Here is a 20,004-nt window from a genome sequence, read left to right on the forward strand (position 1 = left end):
GCAAGCATAAAGCTGCGTCAGGAGGCTTTGGTTTTTTGAATGGAACGGCGCGAAAAGAGGGAAAGGACAGACAGAAAGAGTCAGGTCAATCTGGCACGTCGGCTGCTGAGCAATGCTACAACCCAGATGAGCGCGGCCACCACCACGCCCACGGCGGATATGGCAAGCAGGGTGGCGGCATTTCCTCCGCCCGCCGCCAGATGGACAGCGCCGCAGGCCAGCAGAGCCAGCGGCAGAGACAGGAGGGCGCCGGCGGGCAGTCTCAGACCGCACAGGGCGCAGGACAATACCACGCCGCAGCCCAGCAGACCGCAAAATCCCAGCCGGAACACATCCCCCGTGATGGGTAGGAGCCGGACAAGAAGCTCCTGCCGCGCGGCGTCGCTGAGGGACCAGAAGTCCGGGGCGAACCGCGTCGCCAGCCCTTGGAGGGGCTGGAGGAGCAGGGGAGAGGAGAACAGTCCGGGTCCGAAGACCAGCCCCACCAGGCAGATCACCCCCGGTAAAAGCGCGGGAAGTGACACAACAGGCCTGGGCATCCTGCTGCGGACACGGCCCACCCACAGCAGCAGCGCCACCAGCCCAAGAGCCAGAGCCGCGCCTGAGAAGTCGATGCAGACATCCCGCAGCTGCCCACTGCGGCCGGGAATAAAGGTCTGATGGAACTCATCCAAAGCCGCCAGTCCGGTGCAGAAAAGGGCCGTCACAGCACCCTGGACGGCCTTGCCCTTCAGCAGCCAGGACAGGGCAAACCAGAGCAGCAGCGCCAGGACAAAGTACAAAAACATGTGAGCGGCCTTTCGCTCAAAGAAGGAGAGCACTTCAACGGCGGTGTTCCGGGTCAGGGTGTCTGCCGCCGCGAAGCTGGGGGACAGCCGGTGGAGCAGCCGCCAGAGCAGCCGGTCTGAGAGGTCGCCGGAGACGGCCGCTGTCTGGTTGGAAAAGCGCCAGATCACATGGTACCACAGCAGGGCGGGGGCCCAGGCTGCGGCTTTCAGAAAGATGGAAGGTGGAATTCGGTTCATAACTTGCTCCTGTGACAGATTTTGATCCAATCACATTTTACCTCGGACCCGGACAGGGCACAATGGATTTCCTGTGGTTTTTGCAAAATGGTAATAATACTGCTGTACAGTCTGCGAAAGTGATAATAGTGAAATAAGCAGCCCCCCGCACCAAATGTGAACCGCACCCCGTCAAGAGGACAAAGAAATAAATAAAATTGGAACACAGCGCTGCGGCGCTGTGGCAACCGCGGATTCTGGAAGACAGCTATGGCTGCCATCCAGAATCTGCGGTTTTGTTTATGCCGCAAAATACAACTCATGCTTTTCAAGCGGCGTGAGGACGCCCAGACCGCGCTGCAGTCGCCTGGTGTTGTAGTAGGTAATATAATCCTCAATCATATTCACCAGGACTTCCCGGCTGGTAAAGCGTTTGCCGTAGTAACGCTCGCGCTTCAGAATGCCCCAAAAGCCCTCCATCGGCCCATTGTCGATGCACTTGCCCACACGGGACATACTCTGGGTCATGCCTGCTCGTTCCAGCTTTGTGTGGAAAGCTTGGATTGGAAGGACCTGTCCGCCGGAGAGATCACCAAACGGGTGACCTCCAAGGTCTGCCCCGGCTCCATTGTCCTGTTCCACAACGCTGCCAAGCACACCCCGGAGGCGCTGCCTGGCATCATCGAATTTCTTCTTCAAGAGGGGTACACCTTCGTCCCCATCTCCCAAATGATCCTGACCGGCGAATATACCATCGACCACACCGGGCGGCAGTGCCCCGCATAAAGGGAGCCCCAAAGGGACAGGTTCCGCCCGCCGCACGCGCAGAAGCAAGCTTGATCCTGTTCCCAATCAATACCGGCCTTGCCATCCGATTATTTTTTTCTGTTTGCCCCAATTCTTTTGCCAAAGCCCCTGTCCTATGATATAATCAACATTATCACAGCAGCGAGACAGAGAAGCTGCCCAAGAAACAGAATGAAAGTGTGGATCAGATGACATACCGGATCAAGCATGTGGGGATCAACAACGAAACGGACCAGCAGGCCCGTGAACTGGCCGACAAACTGTGCGACATTTTTGGGCTGGAGCGGGTCTCAGAATCGGCGGCGAGTATTTTTGCCGGGGATATTTTTGAGGTGATGAAGCATTCCCGGCGGGGGATCCACGGTCATTTGGCGCTGCAAACCGAGGACGTAGAGGCGGCCATGGCGGAGCTTGCCCAGAAAGGGATCACCTTCTACGAAGATACCATCCGCAGAGACAAGGACGGCAAGATCATCTTCGTATACCTGCAGCAGGAATTCGGCGGATTTTCCATCCATTTGACCGTTTAATAAGGAGAACGAACTATGCAGCTATGTATGAATGAACTGACCATCATGCAAAACGGGGACCTGTTTTCCCACATCGCATCCTGCGCGGAACACGGCTATTCCCACATGGAGATCCGCAAAGCGAGCCTGATCCGCACCTTGCGCGCCGGCCACAGCCTGGAGGAGATCGACCGGGCTCTGAAAGACCACGGCGTCACACCCGCCTGCGTCAACGCCATCGAAAGCATCTCCTTCAACAACCGCCGCGGCATGCGCATGCTGAAGGAATTGAGTGATTACCTGTTTTATTGCTGCCGCAGCATTGGGTGCAGCTGCGTGGAGGTCATCGCCTCGTTCCGCGCTCCTACGGACGATCCGGAGGAGATCAAACAGGAGACCGTCCAATCCCTTTTGCAGCTGTCCGATGTCGCGGACCATTACGGCGTCAACCTGGCGCTGGAATATATGGGGCTTCCCGACAGCTCTGTCAAGACCTTCCGGCAGAGCCTGGAGATCGTCGACGCGGTGGGCCGGCACAACGTGGGCATCCTTTTAGACACCTGGCACCACTATGCCTTCGGTTCCCAGCCGGAGGACATCCTTCTCGCCCGGGACGGTCAGGTTTTTATGGTCCACGTCAGCGACTGCCCCGCCCGTGAGCCGGGCCAAGCCATCCGCTCTGAAAGCTATCTGCCCGGAGACGGCGTGGTCCCCATCGCAGACATGCTGAGAAACCTGAAGCAGATCGGCTACGACAGCGCGGTTTCCGTCGAAATATTCGACCCCGCCATTCAGGCCATCCCCACGGATGCGTGCCTCACCGCGGCGCGGGAAAAGACCTTGGCCGTGATGAAGACCGCCGGCGCTCTGACCGAGCATTGACAAAAAGCGCCGCACCTTATGAAAAGGTGCGGCGCTTGTCTGTCCAAAGGCCCGGACGGAACCTGTTCAGACGCTGTACCCAGGCTCCAGGCGGGCAGGATCTTTCCGGTTTTCCCCCGCCGGCAGGTCTGTCTGCCCGCTTAGTCCCGGTCCCAATCCTCCCTCTGTGTCCCCAGAGGCTCCTCCAGAAACGCTTTTGCGAGGCGGATGCTTTTCAGCAGCTGCCGGTCCCGCAGGTCAAGGGTCTGCAGCGGCTCCAAAGCGGAATAGTCATAAAAGCCCTTTCCGCTCTTCGCGCCCAACTGGCCGTCCTCCACCAGGCGGTAGATCGCACTGTCCCCGCCGGGGGCGGGCGCGGGGCTGTAGCTGGCGTTTTTCAGGCCGTTGACCACCGTGTCCAGCCCCGTAAAATCCATCCGCTGTACCACGCCCAGCAGCATGCCCCGGGGCATGAGGCTGGATTTGGCAACCAAGTCAATGGTCTCCGGGGAACAATATCCGCCATCCAGCAGATACAGCACCTCTCTGGTCATGGCGCTTTGCAGGCGGTTCAAGATGAAGCCCGGCACATATTTTTCAATTCGGACCGGCGTTTTATCACACTGTTGGTGGAGCTCCATCACCTGTTGGACCACCGTTTCCTTCGTCTCCGGACCCTTCACGATCTCCACCAGGGGGATGATATGGGGCGGCGCGACCCAGTGGGAGATGATACTGTAGGGCTGTCTGCGGTCTGGCATAAGGGCGAAGATGTCCATGTAAGATGTATTGCTGGCGATGATGACGTCCTCCGGCAGCATCCGGTCCAGATCCTCATACAGCGTCTTTTTGGCGTCCTTTCGCTCCGAGATGGTTTCCACCACATACCACGCGCCGGAAACCGCTTCCTCCAGAGACCGGGTACAGCGGATCCGGGAGAAGGCAGCTTCGATCTCACCGGATGCGATAAGTCCCTCTTCGGCAAAGAGCTGCAACGCGTTCCCAATGACCCGGAGCGCCCGCTGCAAGGTCTCCTCCGTACGGGAGTACAGGCAGACGGGAAACCCGTATGCCCCATAGGTTGCGGCCATACCGGCTCCCATGGTCCCGGCACCTAACACCGCAATTTTCTGATCCTTCTTCATAATTCCCTCCATTGAACAGATGGTTTGTCCATGCCTGCCGTTTCTGGGGTCGACCCTCCAAGAACCGTTCTCCTCTTCCTGTCTTGTCTTGGTATAAGCATACTTGAAATACTGCTATAAATCAAGGATTTGCCCCTCCGGTTTCTGCGGATTCTGCCTGTCCCAGCCGGTCCACCGCACACATGGCCCGCGTCCCGCAGCTGTCACCGCAAAATTCCCATCCGTCTCCACAGGAGCTTCCCAGAAGGCCTCCTCCCGGAAGGCCCGTTCCCGCTCCGCCCCGTCCAGGCGCTCATTCCAATTCCCGGTTGCGGATTTCTCCCAATGTGCTATACTGAAATAGACAAAAATCAAGGTGGTGGAATGGATGCGCCTTGCCATGATCCAGATGAACGTGGTGCACAACAAAGAGCAGAATTTGACCCACGCCCGGGAGCTGCTGACCCAGGCGGCCCGGAAGGGCACCGACCTGGCCGTGCTGCCGGAGATGTTCTGCTGCCCCTACTCCAACCGTTTTTTCCGCGCCTACGGCGAGGAGGAGGGCGGCCCCGCCTGGTCCCTTCTGTCCCGGATGGCCCGGGAGCTTCGCATCTATCTGGTGGGCGGCTCCATGCCCGAGCTCTCCGGCGGAAAGGTCTACAATACTTCCTATGTCTTCGACCGGGAGGGTCGGCAGATCGCCAAGCACCGAAAGGCCCACTTGTTCGATATTGACGTGGAGGGAGGCCAGCGGTTCCGGGAGTCGGAGACCCTCACCCCGGGGGATCAGGTCACGGTCTTTGAGACGGAATTTGGCAGGATGGGGCTGTGCATCTGCTTTGATTTCCGCTTTCAGGAGCTGGCCAAAGCCATGGCTGACCAGGGCGCCCAGCTGATCCTGGTCCCCGCGGCCTTCAACATGACCACCGGCCCCGCCCACTGGGAGCTGCTCTTCCGCCAGCGTGCGGTGGACAACCAGATCTTCACTCTGGGGACTGCTCCCGCCCGAAACGAGACGGAAGAATACGTCTCCTACGGAAATTCCATTTTGGTGGACCCCTGGGGCACAGTCCTGGCCCGGGCTGGAGCCGGGGAGGAGATTCTGCTGTCTGAGGTCGACTTTGCCCGCGTTCCGTCCATCCGCCGGCAGCTTCCCATCCGATCTGCCCGGCGCCCCGGCTTATACCGCCCCGTTCTCTGAGTTTTCGTCCAAACGCAGCACAAAAGGAGCTGATTGCAGATGAAACGTTCTCAAATCAACAGCGCCATCCGCCGCATGGAACACCTGGCCAAACAAAACGGCTTTGTTCTTCCCCCCTTCTGCCGCTGGACACCGGCGGATTGGACCGGAAAGGGCCATGAATATGACGAGATCCGGGACAATATGCTGGGCTGGGACGTGACCGACTACGGACTGGGTGAATTTGAAAAGACCGGCTTCACCCTCATCACCCTGCGCAACGGAAATGTGAAGCAGCCGGACCGCTACCCCAAGCCCTACGCCGAAAAACTGCTGATGCTGGAGGAGGGACAGTACTCCCCCATGCACTTCCACTGGCACAAGATGGAGGATATTATCAACCGGGGAGGCGGCTCCATCCTGATTCGGGTATACAACGCCGCCCCGGACGAGACCTTTGCGGACACCAACGTCCGGGTCTGTAAGGATGGCTGCTCCTACTGGGTGGAGGCAGGCAGTCAGGTCCGCCTGGATCCCGGCGAGAGCATCACCATCTACCCCTACCTGTACCACGACTTTGAAGTGGTTCCGGGCACAGGTCCGGTCCTGCTGGGGGAGGTCTCCATGTGCAACGATGATCAGAACGACAACCGGTTCTATCAGCCCATGGGCCGCTTCCCGGAGATCGACGAGGATGAACCCCCTTACCGCCTTCTGTGCACCGAATATCCCCCCGCAGGAGAATAGGCGGCTCCGTTTCCCGGCATAGAAAAAGGCCCGTCTGGAATTCCAGACGGGCCTTTTTTACCAAATGATCCCGGTCAGTTGGTCATACCTTGACCTTGAACACGGCCTTTTTGACCAGGCAGGGGCCGCTGCGCTGCACCTTCACCATGTGGACATCCTCGGGATACACGATCAGGATGTCTCCGGGACGCATGGTGACCCAGGCGTCCACCGGTCCCTCGTAGGGGATGAAATCTCCCGCCTCGTCGTAGTCCCCGGCGGTGAGGGCGGCCGCGTCGGTGACGCCGATACGCTCCTCGCCCTCCAGCACCACATGGATGTCGGCGTAATACTTGTGGCCCTCCCAGGCCGCCTGCTCCTCCGGCATGGTGGTGTAATCAAAGCGGTTGATGAACACGTTGTCGCCGTCCACCTCGTTGCGGCCCATTTCCAGCTTGGTCAGGTCGGCGGAAGCCAGAAACCGGAGCGCCGTATCCAAGTTGGGAGAGAGGTGCTCATACCGGGACATTTGATGGAAATTTGTATAGATCACGATCTCGCCTTCTTTGCCTTATTTTATCCGTTTATTCCAGTCAGAATTACTGTATTTTTTGCCGGAAGCAGTTGTCAAATTCGGCCTCGTCCGGCGGGAGGGCACAGGCCTTCTGCGTCCAGTGGGAGAGATAAGTCCCCTGAATGATCTCCAGCGACCGGACTCCCTGGTCAAACGGGCAGGCCAGCGTCTGCGCCCCCGCTACCGCGCCCGCGAAGTTTTCCAGCATCGCCGCCTGCTGGATCTTATTGTCGCTGTCATCAAAGGTCAGGGTCTCCTGGGTGAACGGTACCTTTTCAAAGGGATTGGGACACTGGCGCGCGAACTCCCGCTCATCCTGTGCCAGACGCAGCACCTGGACCTCCCGGTCTTCCACCACAGTGATCCGCCCCCGGGTGCCACAAATCTCCAGCCGGTTGCTCCCGGGGCACTCGTGAGCCGAGGCAATGAAGTGGCCATGGGCGCCGTTGGCGTATTCCAGAAAGAGCTCGGCCTCGTTCTCGACCTGAATATCCCGGTCCACCGTGGCGCAGCGCGCCATCACTTTGACAGGCATTCCGCAGATCCACTGCATCAGATCCAATTGATGGGAAGCCTGTGTCATCAGAAGGCCGCCGCCCTCGCTGGCCCAAGTGCCGCGCCAGGGGCTGGAGCCATAGTAGGCGCATGTGCGGTAGAGATTGGTGATGAGCCAGGTCGCCCGAACCAGTTCTCCCACGGCACCCTGCTCCATCAGTTCCTTGACCTTCCGATAGGCTCCGGACATGCGGCGGTTATACATGACGCCGCAAACCAGGTCCGGATGCTGCTTCAAAAGATCTTCCACCTGATGAACTTCGGGCATATGGATGCCGACCGGCTTTTCCACCAACACATGGAGTCCCTGCTCCAGGGCAGCCTTCGCCATGGCAGGATGCTGTCCGTGGGGCGTACAGATCATCACCGCGTCAATCTCACCTGAGGCCAGCATCTCCTGATAATCGGTAAATTGCTTCGCCCCGGCCAGCGACGGATACGCGCACACCGCCCGGTTCATGCCGGCCGGTGTGCGTCCGCTCATGGCGGTCACTTTCACAGACGGGACCCGTCCATCACAAATCAGTCCCAGATAATCCATGGCAATGGTGCCAATACCGGCAAAGCCTAGTCGCAGCATAGATGGTTCCTCTTTTCTTCACAGAATGGCGCCGCAAAATGGACGCTCAGATTCTCGTGATCTCCGCAAATTTGAATTTGCCGCTCTTGCGCAGGGTCCATTTCCGGGAAATCTTCACGATAATGCGATCCACGGCTCTCTCTGCGCAGCAAAGCCGCCTGCAGCACGCAGCGGGCAGTGACCAGTCGGCACTCCAGCCGCCGTGCCTTGGCTACTTCCAGAGGCTGAAGGGACGGCTGGCCATGCAGTTTTCCTTCCAGTTCTTCCACGGTTCCCAAGGCTCTTCGAAGTCCAGACTCGCAGCGCAGTACCATGGCGTCCCGGAACATCGCTTCCTGGAGCGTCCGGGTCATGGCCGCTTCATCCGGACAGGTCCAGCCCTGGAATTCACATTCCGCCGGAGCATTCGGAGCGTCCTGACACGCCGCCGCGGCCGCACGCCCCGCCTTTCCGCCAAAGGTCAGTCCATTGGCGGTGGACAGTCCGCCGATCCGGTCTGCCCCGTGCATGCCGCCGGTCACTTCGCCGCAGGCAAACAGTCCCGGGACTCCGGTGGAGGTATCCGGCGCGATCTTCACGCCTCCGTTCGCCGCGTGGGCAAAGATCCCGACGTGGATTGGGTCGTCGGCTGTCAGCCCCTTGGCTTGGGCCAACCAATCAAAATATGTGGTGATAAACTCCGGTGGATTCTCCCGCATCTCCTGAGAATATGTGACCTCCACGCCCCGCTGGTCCTCTTGGAACGCCCGGAACAGCGCAATGTCCACCTGCTTAGAATCCAACCGTGAGGTGAAGGGGCCGTGGGTGGACCTGAGGTCTAACAGGCGCTGTGTTTCCCCGTCCTCCGGCAGCAGCGGCCTACCGTCCGCCCGGCGCAGGTTTGTAAAGCGGAAGGTTTTTTCATTAAAAATAGTCTTGGGCGCAGGGTTCAGGTAGCCCGGCATCATCTGCATGAATTCCATGTTTACCAGCGTGCAGCCTGCCTCCAGCGCCATGGCCTGTCCTATTCCAGACACGTCCTCCGTGCACAGGTGATACCGGAAAATACTGCCGTATCCGCCGGTGGCCAGTACCAACGCCCGGCAGCCAAAATAGCAAAGCCCGCCCCGGTACAGCATCACAGCGCCGCACACCCGGTTTTTGGCACGGACCAATTGGAGCGCCTCACAGTGTTCCAATATTTGAACGCCCAGGGCTTCCAAACGGCCTCCGAATACCTGCCGGGCACTGTCAAACTCGATCCCGTTCCAATCCCGGGTCTTGTGGTCGAAGCAGGGAATAAATTCCCGCTGATCCTTTTGGGCCGCCCGCCGCAGTTTCACGCCCATCCCCCGCACCTTTTCGATGGCAGGATGGATCCCCGCAGCAAACGTCTCCACCAGGGGCCGGCTGGCCATCCCGCAGCCCACCTTCTGAATGGTGCGGGCCAGGTCCGGCAAGTCCGTCTCATCTTCGGGCCCGATCAATCCCAGGCCCCAAGTGCCGGGGTAAAAGCTGGAACCGGAAAACAGTCCTCCGCCAGCCGCCAAAGCAACGGAACAGCCGGCCTCCGCCGCCTCCAGGGCGGCGGTAATGCCGGCAATTCCGCTGCCCACCACCAGCACATCAAAGCTATGTGTTAATGGAAGGGTCATACCATTCCTCCTGAATCAGACGGTCTGCTCCGCCGCCTGCTCGGGCTGTGTTTTTTCCTGTGCCTGGGCATAGAGATGGCAGGCCACCATGTGGCCGTTTTCGGTGTTCTGGACCGCCAGCTCCGGGTCCACCTGCTTGCAGATCTCCATGCAATGGGGACACCGGTTGTGGAACGCGCAGCCGGAAGGCTTGTGGATGGGGCTGGGCACCTCGCCCTCCAACACCTGGCGCTTCTTGGTGTTGTGGATGTCGGGCACGGGGATGGCGGACAACAGGGCGCGGGTATAGGGGTGCAGAGGCTCGTCATACAGGGCCCGGGAGTCGGCCACCTCCACGATCTTGCCCAGATACATGACCACGATGCGGTCAGACATGTACTGCACCACGCTCAGGTCGTGGGCGATGAACAGGTAGGTCAGGTTCAGCTCCTTCTGGATGTCCTTCATCAGGTTCAGCACCTGGGCCTGGATGGACACGTCCAGGGCGGAAACGGGCTCGTCGCAGATCAGCACCTCGGGCATGACCTCCAGAGCCCGGGCGATACACAGGCGCTGGCGCTGACCGCCGGAGAACTCGTGGGGATACCGCATCAGGTAGTCCGGCTGGATGTTGACCATCTTCAGCACTTCCTGCATCCGTGCCTCCCGCTGGGCCTGGTCCTTCATGCCATGGACGATCAGGGGCTCCTCAAAGGAGGTATAGATCTTCTTCTGGGGGTTCAGGGCGGAGTAGGGGTCCTGGAAGACCATCTGGACCTTCTTGCGGAACTCGAACATCTCGTCCTTATTGAACTTGGTGATGTCCCGGAATTCGCCGTCATAGTTGAACAGCACCTGGCCGCCGGTGGCCTTCTCCAGCATCATCAGGGTCTTGCCGAAGGTGGACTTGCCGCAGCCGGACTCGCCCACGATGCCCAGCGTCTCGCCCTTATAGACCTCCAGGCTGACATTGTCCACAGCCTTGACATGGCCCACCACCTTCTTGAACGCGCCTTTGGTGATAGGGAACCAGGTACGGAGGTTTTCTACCTTAAAGATGATTTCCTTGTTTTCACTCATTTTACTGCACCTCCGCAACTTCGCCTTGGACCTCGCCGCCCTCGGCCACGGGGTAATCCTGATACTTCAGGCAACGCACCCGGTGTCCGGGAGACAGCTGGAACATGGGGATGTCCTTTTCGCGGCAGGCGTCGGTACAGAAGGGGCAGCGGTCGGCAAACTCGCAGCCGCCCTTCAGGTCGGCGGGGTTGGGGGTGGCGCCGGGGATGGTCTCCAGCTTCTGTCCGTCAGCCAGGCCCAGCACAGGCACGCTGCGCAGCAGGGCCTGGGTATAGGGGTGGCTGGTACGGTCGAACACATCCTCCAGAGAGCCGAACTCCACCACACGGCCCATGTACATGACGCACACCTCGTCGGCCATCTCAGCCACCAGGCCCATGTTATGGGTGATGAGGATGATGCTCTTGCCGTCCTTGACCTGCATCTCCTTCAGCAGCTCCATGATCTGGGCCTGGATGGTCACGTCCAGAGCGGTGGTGGGCTCGTCACAGATGATGAGCTCAGGGTTGCAGATCATGGCGATGGCGATGACCACGCGCTGCTTCATGCCGCCGGAGAACTGGTGGGGGTAGCAGTCGATGCGCTCCTCGGGGTCGGGGATGCCCAGCTTGCGGAACATCTCCAGCACCTTTTCCCGGGCCTGGGCCTTGGTCATGCCCTTGTTGTGCTGCAGTAGGCCCTCGGCCACCTGGTCGCCCACCTTATAGACGGGGTTCAGGCTGGACATGGGGTCCTGGAACACCATGGACATCTCGGGGCCGCGGAGGGCGCGCATCTCGGGGCCGTGGGGCTTTTCGATCTGTTCCAGCCGGTGTTCCGTGACCTTGCCGTCCCGCAGAGCGTTGTACTGGATCTTATCCGCCTCGATGATGGCGTTACGTCCCAGGAAACGCATGATGGAATTCATGGTCACGCTCTTGCCGCAGCCGGACTCGCCTACCACGGCCAGGGCGGAGCCCCGCTTGAGCTGGAACGAGACGTTCTTCACGATCCGGATTTTTTTCCGGTCGGAAATGAAGGTGGTATTCAGATTTTCTACGTCCAGAATAATATCCTTACTATCCATACTGGCCTACCTCCTTACTGCTGCTTGGCGTCCAGCACATCGCGCAAACCATCGCCCAAAAAGTTGATGGCCAGCACGAACAGGCTGATGGCAAGACCGGGGAACACCCAGATCCACCACTGATTCTGGACCACCTGAAGGTTCTTCGCCGCATTGAGGATGTTCCCCCAGGTGGGAGTGGAATCGGCCACGCCCAGGCCGATGAAGCTCAGGGATGCCTCCTGGAGGATGAAGTAAGCCACGTTGGTGGTGGTGGACACGATGATGGGGGTCATGACGTTGGGCAGGATCTGCTTGAACATCACGTTGGACTTGGACATGCCGAAGGCCTCGCAAACCTTGACGTAGGTCTCGCCCTTCAGGCTCATAAACTCGTTGCGGACCATACGGAAGGTGGTCATCCAGCCGGTAATCACAAAAATCAACAGCAGGTTGCCCAGGCCGCGCGTCTTCAGCATGGCCACCAGCATCATGACCAGGACCAGCTGGGGGAAGGCCTGGAACAATTCGGACAAACGCACCAACAGTGCGTCAATCTTTCCTCCGAAATAGCCGGCAATCGCTCCCAGAACAGCACCCAGGACATTGCTGGCCACTGCGCAGAACACGCCAATGAAAATAGAATAGCATCCGCCTACCAGCACGCGGGCCAACAGGTCGCGGCCAATGGTATCTGTCCCGAACATGTGGGCAGAATTGGGCGCAGCACGCATATTCGCCATATCAGGGGTGCGGAAATCGATCCCACCGATAAAAGCAACCACACACGCAATGGTCATCAGTGCCACGACCACCAGGCCAAACACAGCCAGTTTGTTGCGCAGGAACTTTCGGATGTTTTTCTTCATCAGAGAAGTGGCGGCGCCTTTGTTCTGTTCCTTGATGCTCATCGTTTTCGCTTCACTCACAGCCTGCTCCTCCTCTCATCAGCCGTCCAGCCGGACACGGGGATCCAGCAGCGCGTTAAATACGTCTACCATGAAAGAACAGATCAGCATGGTAGCGGCAATAATCAAAGTTGTCACCAGAACCACGGGGTAATCGCCGCTGGTAATGGCGTTGGTCATGGTGATGCCGATGCCGGGATAGGAGAACACCGTCTCGATGACCACGGAACCGCCGATCAGGGCGGGGATACGGAACATCAGAATGACCAGAACCGGCTTCATCGCGTTGCGGAAGCCGTGCTTCAGGTACACCTTCCACTCGGGGATACCCTTGGAGCGGGCGGTCTTAATGTAGTCGCTGTTGAGCACGTCCAGCATGGTGTTGCGGGCGTAGCGCATCAGCACGGCCACCATGCCGATGGTCAGAGTCAGCACCGGCAGGAACAGGTGCATAAAGGCGTCCACAAAGGCGTTGGTGGCATCGGGGCTGACACGGTTGGCAGCGGGGAACCATCCCAGTTTGATGGCAAAGATCCAGATCAAAAGGATGCCCACCAGGAACTGGGGAACAGCCTGTCCCAGCACCGCCAGCACGCGGCCGATGTAGTCCACGATGCCATTCTGCCGGATGGCGCTGATGATACCGATCCCGATGCCGATCACGGCGCTGAACAGCATGGCATAGGCAGACAACTCCAGCGTATAGGGCAAACGGGTAGCGACCGTCTGCAGGATGGGGGTACCGTCCAGAGAATAGCCCAGGTTGCCCCGCAGCAGATCGCCCAGCCAACGGCCATACTGGACAATCAGGGGATCATTGAGGCCCAGACTCTCCCGCAGCGCCTCAATATTGTCCGGATTTGCCGCAATCACGTCTGGGCTGACCAGGAAGTTGATGGGATCTACGCCGGTGGAGCGCAGACCCATGTAAACAATGAAGCTGATAATCAGCAGCATTGGAATCATCATAAGTAATTTCTTTAGGATATACTTAAGCATAGCATTACTTCACTCCAATCCAATCATCGGCAAGGGTGCGGCTTTGGAACGCGGGAGGTACGCTTGGTAAGGAAGGGGAGAGGCGCAGGTGCGGAAGCGCCTCTCCCCCGTTTTACAGTTTATCGCGGGAATATGCTAAGAAATGACAGGAATCGGAATCAGGCCAACTCCCAGTTGGCAAAGTCAAGATCGCAGGAGTAGAAGGGGTTGCAGAAGGACACGCCGTCGGGCAGCTTCACGTGGTCGCTGACAAAGACATAGGTGCCGACGATAAACATGGGGACCTTGTAAACCAGCTCCTGCTCCAGATTCTGGAGGGCGGTCAGAGCGGCCTTGCGGCTGGCGCTGTCAGTAGCGGCCATCAGGTCAGCGACCAGGGCGTCGAAGGAGGCATCGCCGCCGTAGATGTTGGAGAACAGGCCGTCGGTGCTCAGATACTCGGTGTACCACTCGTTCATGGCAAAAGCGCTCTTGCCCTTGAAGCCGATGTCGTAGTCACGGGTGGTGAACAGGTCGGTGGTGCCGTCGTTGGACAGGGTGGCTTCGACCTTCAGGCCCAGCTGCTCCAGATAGTAGACCACGGTATTGATCAGGTCCACAGAGGTCTGGTCATTGTTGTAGTAGCAGATGCGCAGGGTGCGGTTCATGTCGTAGCCGGAAGCGGCCAGGTCGGCCTTGGCCTGATCCAGATCATACTTCCACTCAAAGCCGTTATAGGCCTCGTCCGTGTTGGGCACGCCGCCGTTCAGGACGGAGGCGGAGGGGTAGAGGTTGGCCAGAGCCGCGCGGTCGATCGCTTCCATCAGGGCCTTACGGACCAGAACGTTCTGCATTGCCGGGTTCTCCTTGCCGTCCACGCCCTTCATGTTGAAGATGAAATACTTGTAGAACAGCTGGTCGATCTGATAACCGGTGTAGTTATCCATGCCGTTCAGCGTATTGACCAGGTTGGCGTCGTTGCCGTACACATAGTCGGCAATGCCGGACTGGGCAGCGGTAACATAGTCAGAAACGAAGGAAACCTGGATCTTCTGGATCTTGGGGGCGGCGCCCTCATAGTGCTCGTTGACCTTCATGGTGAAATAGTTGCCCACGTTCAGCTCATCCACACAGTACATGCCGGAGCACACGGGCTTGGCCCAATAGGGATCAGACTCGATGCTCAGAGGATCGGCCTTCTCCAGGCAGTGCTTGGGCAGGATCGCGAACTGAGCCAGCACGTCCATCATGGCGGAATAGGGGCTGGTGAGCACCATAGTGATCACGTTGCCCTCGGCGGACAGGCTGCTGATGTAACTGAAGGCGGTGGAGTAGTTGGGGTTGACCTGAGCGGCCTTCTTGGCGGTCTCAATGGACCACACCACATCATCCACAGTCAGCGCCTCACCGTCAGACCACTTGAGGCCGTCCTTGAGGGTAATGGTGTAAGTAAGGCCGTCATCGCTGATGGTGCAGCTCTCAGCCAGATCGGGGCTGGTCTTGGTCAAAGTGCTGTCGGCCACAAACAGGCTGCGGAACATCAGGTTCGCAGCAAAGGTACGGTTATACCAGGGAGTGGGGATCTTGTCATCCGTGGATTGTCCGTCACCGGTGGTGACCGCCAGCTTCAGCACATCGGCGGAAGCCCCGGCCGAACTCCCCGCGGCGCTGGAGGCGCCGGCAGAAGCAGTGCCGGAACTGCTGGAAGTCTTGCCGCCGCAGCCGGCCAGCATAGCAGCCAGCATAGAGACGGACAGCAGCATCGCAAGTGCACGAGACAGTTTTTTCTTCATGAAATCGTCGCTCCTTTTCGTTCGTTGTGACTGGCAACGTTTCCGCTGCCGCAGGAATCCCCCCGCCGTCCCCGCTTTTTTCCGCCTGGACGCGGCCCGGACCGGTTTCCCCTCACAGGTCAAGGGCCAGAGGCGAATTACACAAAAAGCCGGTGGCATCTCGGGGATTTTTTATATCGTACCACAATTACGCTTAATTAGCAATCCCAAACCACGAAAAAACCGCTCCATTTTCTGTCAGTCCTGTCAGTTGAAAGAACTTTTTATCTCGTTTTATTGTCAATTTCGCTGTTTTCCCCTTTGAATCTTTTCATTTTTCCTCAAATCGTGTAAATTCCCCAATTTTTCTGCCCCGCCGCCGTTTTTCTCTCGAAACGCCGCTGAAAATATTCCGGGCGGACGCCGGTCCTTCCGGGTTCGACCCATCCGTTCCATTTTCGTCTTTCCGCCGCAGCCGATGTCCAAAGCACAATTTGCGCCCGGTCTCCCGCTTCCCGCGGTACCGGTTCCGGTTTCTCAGAGTGATGTGTTTTTCTTCATACCCCTGCCTCCCCCCGTCTCCGGATACAAAAACAGCGGGAGGCTCCCGGCCTCCCACTGTTTTGCATGCTATTTTTGATTACCGCTGCCGGTCCAGTTCCTTTCGGACCGTCCGCTCCAGGAGCTCCTGTCCCTCCCGGGAACGCAGCACCTCCAACACAGTGGCCCGCACCATGTCCTGAAATGCCTTGCTGCCCAGCAGGGCGTCAAACACCGTATTCTGCTCCTGGCCGGACCGGACAGACTGGGCCGCGGGCCGGGAAGCCCGCCGGGGCGCGGAGACAGAAGCAGACTCCTCCTCCTTATAAGCCGCGTCCATCCAGGTCTCCTGGCTGGTCCGGTCGCTGCTCTCCCCCTTCAGATAGAATATGGACACCCCAAAATAGGACGCCATTTTCTCCTGCTGCTCCCGGGTAGGGGTCGCCCTCCCCGTCTCAAACTTCTCCACCGCGTTCTTGGGGAATCCCAGCGCGGCAGACAGGGCCGGACGGCTCAGTCCCCGCTCGCCGCGCAGCTCCTCTATGCGCTGTGCCATGGTGACCATAAGGAAAACCTCCTTTGAAAGTTGTTTTCCATTATAATGCTTGCGAAACAAAGCATCAAGTCTTAAAACTCATGATCCGCAAAGCGCAGGCATTTTTTGTTCGGTGTATTCCACCGGGCACCTTTTCCCCCGGTTCCGGCTATATACGAGGAGGGGTCTCCCATGCTGGATACAATTCTGAAATACTGGGTCCAATGGGCCTGCGGACTGGGGGCCGCCGCGCTCAGCGCCGGGATGCGTCTTTTATACCGGCGCCAGAAACGGGCCGACCTGCGCCAGCAGGCCACAGAGCGGGGCATTCAGGCCCTGCTCCGGGACCGCATCGTACAGTCCTACTACCACAACGCGGAACGGGGCTGGATCACGCTCCACGGGCTGGAAAACGTAGAGGCCCTCTACCGGGAGTACCACGCCCTGGGGGGCAACGGCACCGTGACCAAACTGGTGGAGGACCTGCGGGAACTGGAGGTCCGGGATGGGTGACCTGGGCCTCCAGCTCTGGACCGGAAGGAGGTGATCTTATGGAATTTGGAATCGCTTCCGTAGCAGCCATCACCGTTATCTGCTACCTGGCCGGTCTGACAGTCAAGGCCGTCCCCTGGCTCAGCGACCGCTGTATTCCCATCCTGTGCGGCCTTTGCGGCGGCGTCCTGGGTTTGGCCGGACTGTACCTGGCTGTGGACGGCTTCCCCGCCGGCGATCCTTTGACGGCTCTGGCAGTGGGTATCGTCTCCGGTCTGGCCGCTACCGGCGCCGACCAGGCAAAAAAACAACTCAACGAGAAAAACGAAAAGGAGCTCACCGAATGAACACATATCTTTACGACATTTTTCAGACCTCCGCGAAAAACAGCTGTTCCGACCTGACCGTCGCCCTGGCCATGTTCCTGTCCGACGCCCGGGAGGGCAGACAGCAGTATGGTCCCGACGGTCTGGACTACGCCGCCCTTCACCAGGATTATCCCCAGCTGGACCGGGAGGAGGCCCAGATCCGCCGCTTCATCGGCCGTCACTACGAGGCTCTGACCAAGGCCTATCAGACCCGGGACCGCGCCCTGTTTGACCAGACCGCCGCCCAGTGTCAGGCCGACGATCTGGCCCTTGCCCAGGCAGAGGAGACGAAGGCGTAAACCTCCGCATCCGGCAGCCACTGGACACTTCAACCGAAACATTCTAAAAAACGGGGCGTCATCTTCAGATGGCGCCCCGTTTTTCCTATATCATTTACTAGGGCTGCCGCGGCAGCCCTTTTCCACATATCCCGCTCCGGTTTCACTTTGCCCAATCCGGCGCCGCTCCGTCCAGCCAGCTCATCTGCTCCATGATCTCCGGCCGCACGGTCCCAAAAACCCGGTCCCGGCACACTTGCCGTGCCAGCGTCCAGTAGCCGCACCAATCGTCCGCCGGAGCAGGGAGATGGGTCAGAAGCAGCCGTCTCATGGAAATGTGCCGGTAAAATTCGCATTTTCTATGGGTGGCCAGCTGCAAGGGGTTGCTGAATACCGCATCCAGCGTCCCAAACTCCTCCACCGCTTCTGCCTCTTTCCCACCCAGCACAGCGTCCCCGGTCAGCAGGAACCTCTCCTCCCCTGTCTCCAGCAGCAGCATGCAGTTTGGCAGGCCGAACAGAGCCTTGTCACAGTTTCCGCCCGCCTGCTCGTGGACCGTATCCAGAACCGTCACGGTGAAGGGGCCGGTTTTCAGCCTCGGACGGTCCCTTTCCCCTTCCAACATCTCCCATGTGTTCCCCCGCATCCCATATCCATATACAGGCAGCTCCGGCCTCGTGATCCGCAGGTAGTACAGCTGGTCCGGGTCGCAGTGGTCCCCGTGGTCATGGGTAAACAGCAGACCGTTCAGATGGGCGAACAGTCCTGTGCCCTCTCTCATCTGCCGGTGCAGCTGCTCCGGGAAGGGAGAAAAGCACTGATACGGTCCCTGGCCATACAGCCCGTCGATCAGCAGCCCCGTTCCCTGACAGTACAGATACAATCCGCTGTTGGTCATATCATAGAAATATGTGCGCAATGTCCTTCTCCTCCTCCGCAAACGCCTTGTTATCCGGCCCAAGTCCGTGCTTTCCCGGGAACCGCCGCGTCCCTCTCCAGCTACCCTTCGGGGAGATCCCCAAATGTCCCAACAGCGAGCTGAGCGGCTTCTTTTCGAAGCCGCTCAGCTCTGAGGAAGTAAGTAAAGAATATATCATCAAACCACATTTGGTTTGTCATACCCATGGACCACACCCGCTGTCTGAGAGAGATACCATATCCAAATGATTAATATGCCCGGCAGGCGTCGCTAATCTCCGGACGGATCCGCATAGTTCGTCTTGATTTAATCCCTGCGCACGTTCTCCGCCAATTTTGTGTCCACGGAAACAGCCGGTTTTCCACAGCCGGGATTCCTTTCCGCGCGGATACTCGCTACCAGGATACCATGATAAGCCTTTCTTACCATGTCATGTATTTTCGATCTATGCGTTGCTCCCAGTCATGCGGGCATTTCACGGGACCATGGACATACGCCTGAGTTGGAAATACTCCTCCAGGCTCCAGCGTGATTGGTCACAACCGATGCCCGACTGCTTCATTCCGATATGAGGCGTATGGGCGCCGCCGTTTCCTCCGTTCACAAACACGTCCCCTGTTTCCAGCGTTTCAAATGCCTTGGCAATGTCCCGGGCGTCATGGCCGAAGAAGTACGAGGCCAACCCCATATCAGTATCATTCGCCTTTTCCAATGCTTCGTCCAGGCTACTGAACTTTCTCACGGCGATAATCGGCCCAAATATTTCCTCCCGGCTGACCCGCATATCTTCGGTCACGTCACGCAGCAAGGTGAGCTCCATAAAGTTTCCGGCCTCTAATCCTTTGGGTACCGTACCGCCGCACAGCACAGACGCACCCTTTTCAACGGCGTCCTCAACGAGTTCAAACATACGGTCGCGGGCGTGGCGGGTAATCATAGGACCCATAACCATTCCCTCATCGTGTTTGGCTCCGCATTTTACTGCTTTTACAGCCTGTGTCACCTTTTCCAGATAAGTTTCGTAAATATCCTCATGCACATAGATTCGGTTGTAGTTGCAGCAGTCCTGTCCGGCGTTCCACATCTTCATATTGACCGTATTGTCTACCGCCAGGTCCAAATCCGCATCAGGCATGATGATGACCGGAGCGTTTCCTCCCAGTTCCATAGAGAACCGTTTGACCGAAGTGGAGGACGCCTCATTCATTGCCCGGCGGCCTGTATCGCTGGAACCGATCAGGGTGATCATGCTGGGGATCGTGCTGGTGTTGAGGGTTTTCGCCGCTACGTTGGATGGGCCGCAAACGATATTCATGACGCCCTTGGGAAGGCCGATTCGTTTGCAAATCTCGCCCACATAAAGGGTAGAGAGAGGGGTGTCACTAGCCGGCTTAATGCCGGCTGACCTCATTCAGCCGGAGTCTGCAAACAAATTTGCGCATAACTCTTGACGGCACCGGCGGCAGACCGAACCCGCGCATTTGCGCGTGAGTTCAGAATACAGGGACGTGCCCACATAAAAACAACCACCAGCTTCGAAGCTGGTGGTTGTTTTC

Annotated in this window: 22 protein-coding genes; 8 read left to right on the forward strand and 14 right to left on the reverse strand. The window is 58.6% G+C overall.

Annotated elements, in window-relative coordinates:
- Nucleotides 1-80 precede the first annotated feature (80 nt).
- On the reverse strand, nucleotides 81-1,025 hold the full coding sequence (locus I6E42_RS05435; RefSeq protein WP_235370915.1) for a VanZ family protein: 945 nt from the start codon (nucleotides 1,023-1,025) through the stop codon (nucleotides 81-83).
- A gap of 279 nt (nucleotides 1,026-1,304) precedes the next feature.
- Nucleotides 1,305-1,532, reverse strand: coding sequence for an IS3 family transposase (locus I6E42_RS05440; protein WP_235370916.1), 228 nt, complete (start codon nucleotides 1,530-1,532; stop codon nucleotides 1,305-1,307).
- A gap of 30 nt (nucleotides 1,533-1,562) precedes the next feature.
- On the opposite strand from I6E42_RS05440, the gene I6E42_RS05445 reads away from it, so the two are divergent.
- The 3 genes from I6E42_RS05445 to I6E42_RS05455 all read left to right on the forward strand — a co-directional run bounded on the left by I6E42_RS05445 (nucleotide 1,563) and on the right by I6E42_RS05455 (nucleotide 3,202).
- Entirely contained in the window at nucleotides 1,563-1,790 is a 228-nt protein-coding gene (locus I6E42_RS05445; protein ID WP_235370917.1) for a polysaccharide deacetylase family protein, read from the forward strand.
- A 200-nt stretch (nucleotides 1,791-1,990) separates the two neighbouring features.
- Nucleotides 1,991-2,341 carry a VOC family protein gene (locus I6E42_RS05450; protein ID WP_235370918.1) on the forward strand — a complete coding sequence of 117 codons (351 nt, stop codon included), beginning with the start codon at nucleotides 1,991-1,993 and terminating at the stop codon, nucleotides 2,339-2,341.
- 15 nt (nucleotides 2,342-2,356) lie between these two features.
- Nucleotides 2,357-3,202 carry a sugar phosphate isomerase/epimerase family protein gene (locus tag I6E42_RS05455; protein WP_235370919.1) on the forward strand — a complete coding sequence of 282 codons (846 nt, stop codon included), beginning with the start codon at nucleotides 2,357-2,359 and terminating at the stop codon, nucleotides 3,200-3,202.
- 140 nt (nucleotides 3,203-3,342) lie between these two features.
- Here the strand turns inward: I6E42_RS05455 and I6E42_RS05460 are convergent, their stop codons facing one another.
- Entirely contained in the window at nucleotides 3,343-4,326 is a 984-nt protein-coding gene (locus I6E42_RS05460) for a 3-hydroxyacyl-CoA dehydrogenase family protein (protein WP_235370920.1), read from the reverse strand.
- Between the two features lie 358 nt (nucleotides 4,327-4,684).
- Between I6E42_RS05460 and I6E42_RS05465 the strand changes: the two genes are divergently transcribed.
- Both I6E42_RS05465 and I6E42_RS05470 read left to right on the forward strand, forming a co-directional pair.
- The gene (locus I6E42_RS05465; protein ID WP_412761286.1) at nucleotides 4,685-5,506 is read left to right on the forward strand and encodes a carbon-nitrogen hydrolase family protein; all 822 of its coding nucleotides are present in this window, start codon (nucleotides 4,685-4,687) and stop codon (nucleotides 5,504-5,506) included.
- A 39-nt stretch (nucleotides 5,507-5,545) separates the two neighbouring features.
- Nucleotides 5,546-6,232, forward strand: a complete 687-nt coding sequence (locus tag I6E42_RS05470) for a D-lyxose/D-mannose family sugar isomerase (protein WP_235370922.1) — start codon at nucleotides 5,546-5,548, stop codon at nucleotides 6,230-6,232.
- An 82-nt stretch (nucleotides 6,233-6,314) separates the two neighbouring features.
- Here I6E42_RS05470 and I6E42_RS05475 read toward each other — a convergent pair whose 3' ends face one another.
- The 9 genes from I6E42_RS05475 to I6E42_RS05515 form a co-directional block, all read right to left on the reverse strand.
- Nucleotides 6,315-6,764 carry a NanQ anomerase/TabA/YiaL family protein gene (locus tag I6E42_RS05475; RefSeq protein ID WP_235370923.1) on the reverse strand — a complete coding sequence of 150 codons (450 nt, stop codon included), beginning with the start codon at nucleotides 6,762-6,764 and terminating at the stop codon, nucleotides 6,315-6,317.
- A gap of 46 nt (nucleotides 6,765-6,810) precedes the next feature.
- Nucleotides 6,811-7,920 (reverse strand): Gfo/Idh/MocA family protein, encoded by a 1,110-nt coding sequence (locus I6E42_RS05480; protein ID WP_235370924.1) that lies wholly within the window; start codon nucleotides 7,918-7,920, stop codon nucleotides 6,811-6,813.
- Nucleotides 7,908-9,554, reverse strand: a complete 1,647-nt coding sequence (locus tag I6E42_RS05485) for an FAD-dependent oxidoreductase (protein WP_235370925.1) — start codon at nucleotides 9,552-9,554, stop codon at nucleotides 7,908-7,910. Before I6E42_RS05485 ends, I6E42_RS05480 begins: the two co-directional genes overlap by 13 nt.
- A gap of 15 nt (nucleotides 9,555-9,569) precedes the next feature.
- Nucleotides 9,570-10,613 (reverse strand): ABC transporter ATP-binding protein, encoded by a 1,044-nt coding sequence (locus I6E42_RS05490; RefSeq protein ID WP_235370926.1) that lies wholly within the window; start codon nucleotides 10,611-10,613, stop codon nucleotides 9,570-9,572.
- 1 nt (nucleotide 10,614) lies between these two features.
- Nucleotides 10,615-11,679, reverse strand: coding sequence for an ABC transporter ATP-binding protein (locus I6E42_RS05495; protein ID WP_235370927.1), 1,065 nt, complete (start codon nucleotides 11,677-11,679; stop codon nucleotides 10,615-10,617).
- 14 nt (nucleotides 11,680-11,693) lie between these two features.
- Nucleotides 11,694-12,587, reverse strand: coding sequence for an ABC transporter permease (locus I6E42_RS05500; protein WP_235370928.1), 894 nt, complete (start codon nucleotides 12,585-12,587; stop codon nucleotides 11,694-11,696).
- 18 nt (nucleotides 12,588-12,605) lie between these two features.
- Entirely contained in the window at nucleotides 12,606-13,565 is a 960-nt protein-coding gene (locus I6E42_RS05505; protein WP_268841892.1) for an ABC transporter permease, read from the reverse strand.
- 158 nt (nucleotides 13,566-13,723) lie between these two features.
- Nucleotides 13,724-15,337 carry an ABC transporter substrate-binding protein gene (locus I6E42_RS05510; RefSeq protein WP_235370930.1) on the reverse strand — a complete coding sequence of 538 codons (1,614 nt, stop codon included), beginning with the start codon at nucleotides 15,335-15,337 and terminating at the stop codon, nucleotides 13,724-13,726.
- Nucleotides 15,338-15,956: 619 nt separating this feature from the next.
- Nucleotides 15,957-16,421: a helix-turn-helix domain-containing protein gene (locus I6E42_RS05515; protein ID WP_235370931.1), complete on the reverse strand. Its 465-nt coding sequence runs from the start codon at nucleotides 16,419-16,421 to the stop codon at nucleotides 15,957-15,959.
- Nucleotides 16,422-16,583: 162 nt separating this feature from the next.
- On the opposite strand from I6E42_RS05515, the gene I6E42_RS05520 reads away from it, so the two are divergent.
- Genes I6E42_RS05520 through I6E42_RS05530 form a run of 3 tightly spaced genes read left to right on the forward strand, consistent with a single transcriptional unit; the run spans nucleotide 16,584 to nucleotide 17,550 of the window.
- On the forward strand, nucleotides 16,584-16,904 hold the full coding sequence (locus I6E42_RS05520) for a hypothetical protein (protein WP_235370932.1): 321 nt from the start codon (nucleotides 16,584-16,586) through the stop codon (nucleotides 16,902-16,904).
- Nucleotides 16,905-16,942: 38 nt separating this feature from the next.
- Nucleotides 16,943-17,230 (forward strand): phage holin family protein, encoded by a 288-nt coding sequence (locus I6E42_RS05525; RefSeq protein WP_235370933.1) that lies wholly within the window; start codon nucleotides 16,943-16,945, stop codon nucleotides 17,228-17,230.
- A complete protein-coding gene (locus I6E42_RS05530; protein WP_235370934.1) occupies nucleotides 17,227-17,550 on the forward strand; it encodes a hypothetical protein in 324 nt (107 codons plus the stop codon). Before I6E42_RS05525 ends, I6E42_RS05530 begins: the two co-directional genes overlap by 4 nt.
- Nucleotides 17,551-17,692: 142 nt before the next feature.
- On the opposite strand, the gene I6E42_RS05535 is transcribed toward I6E42_RS05530, so the two are convergent.
- Nucleotides 17,693-18,448: an MBL fold metallo-hydrolase gene (locus I6E42_RS05535; RefSeq protein ID WP_235370935.1), complete on the reverse strand. Its 756-nt coding sequence runs from the start codon at nucleotides 18,446-18,448 to the stop codon at nucleotides 17,693-17,695.
- Between the two features lie 475 nt (nucleotides 18,449-18,923).
- A complete protein-coding gene (locus tag I6E42_RS05540; RefSeq protein ID WP_235370936.1) occupies nucleotides 18,924-19,859 on the reverse strand; it encodes an aldehyde dehydrogenase family protein in 936 nt (311 codons plus the stop codon).
- Between the last annotated feature and the right edge of the window lie 145 nt (nucleotides 19,860-20,004).

This window comes from Pseudoflavonifractor phocaeensis, from assembly GCF_021531815.1.
Classification (GTDB): Bacteria; Bacillota; Clostridia; order Oscillospirales; family Oscillospiraceae; genus Lawsonibacter; species Lawsonibacter phocaeensis_A.

Bases quoted from the DNA above. Each gene is read 5' to 3' on its own strand.
- I6E42_RS05435 (WP_235370915.1), bottom strand. From the start codon at position 1,025: ATGAACCGAATTCCACCTTCCATCTTTCTGAAAGCCGCAGCCTGGGCC.
- I6E42_RS05440 (WP_235370916.1), bottom strand. From the start codon at position 1,532: ATGACCCAGAGTATGTCCCGTGTGGGCAAGTGCATCGACAATGGGCCG.
- I6E42_RS05455 (WP_235370919.1), top strand. From the start codon at position 2,357: ATGCAGCTATGTATGAATGAACTGACCATCATGCAAAACGGGGACCTG.
- I6E42_RS05460 (WP_235370920.1), bottom strand. From the start codon at position 4,326: ATGAAGAAGGATCAGAAAATTGCGGTGTTAGGTGCCGGGACCATGGGA.
- I6E42_RS05470 (WP_235370922.1), top strand. From the start codon at position 5,546: ATGAAACGTTCTCAAATCAACAGCGCCATCCGCCGCATGGAACACCTG.
- I6E42_RS05480 (WP_235370924.1), bottom strand. From the start codon at position 7,920: ATGCTGCGACTAGGCTTTGCCGGTATTGGCACCATTGCCATGGATTAT.
- I6E42_RS05485 (WP_235370925.1), bottom strand. From the start codon at position 9,554: ATGACCCTTCCATTAACACATAGCTTTGATGTGCTGGTGGTGGGCAGC.
- I6E42_RS05490 (WP_235370926.1), bottom strand. From the start codon at position 10,613: ATGAGTGAAAACAAGGAAATCATCTTTAAGGTAGAAAACCTCCGTACC.
- I6E42_RS05495 (WP_235370927.1), bottom strand. From the start codon at position 11,679: ATGGATAGTAAGGATATTATTCTGGACGTAGAAAATCTGAATACCACC.
- I6E42_RS05505 (WP_268841892.1), bottom strand. From the start codon at position 13,565: ATGCTTAAGTATATCCTAAAGAAATTACTTATGATGATTCCAATGCTG.
- I6E42_RS05510 (WP_235370930.1), bottom strand. From the start codon at position 15,337: ATGAAGAAAAAACTGTCTCGTGCACTTGCGATGCTGCTGTCCGTCTCT.
- I6E42_RS05515 (WP_235370931.1), bottom strand. From the start codon at position 16,421: ATGGTCACCATGGCACAGCGCATAGAGGAGCTGCGCGGCGAGCGGGGA.
- I6E42_RS05520 (WP_235370932.1), top strand. From the start codon at position 16,584: ATGCTGGATACAATTCTGAAATACTGGGTCCAATGGGCCTGCGGACTG.
- I6E42_RS05525 (WP_235370933.1), top strand. From the start codon at position 16,943: ATGGAATTTGGAATCGCTTCCGTAGCAGCCATCACCGTTATCTGCTAC.
- I6E42_RS05530 (WP_235370934.1), top strand. From the start codon at position 17,227: ATGAACACATATCTTTACGACATTTTTCAGACCTCCGCGAAAAACAGC.
- I6E42_RS05540 (WP_235370936.1), bottom strand. From the start codon at position 19,859: ATGAGGTCAGCCGGCATTAAGCCGGCTAGTGACACCCCTCTCTCTACC.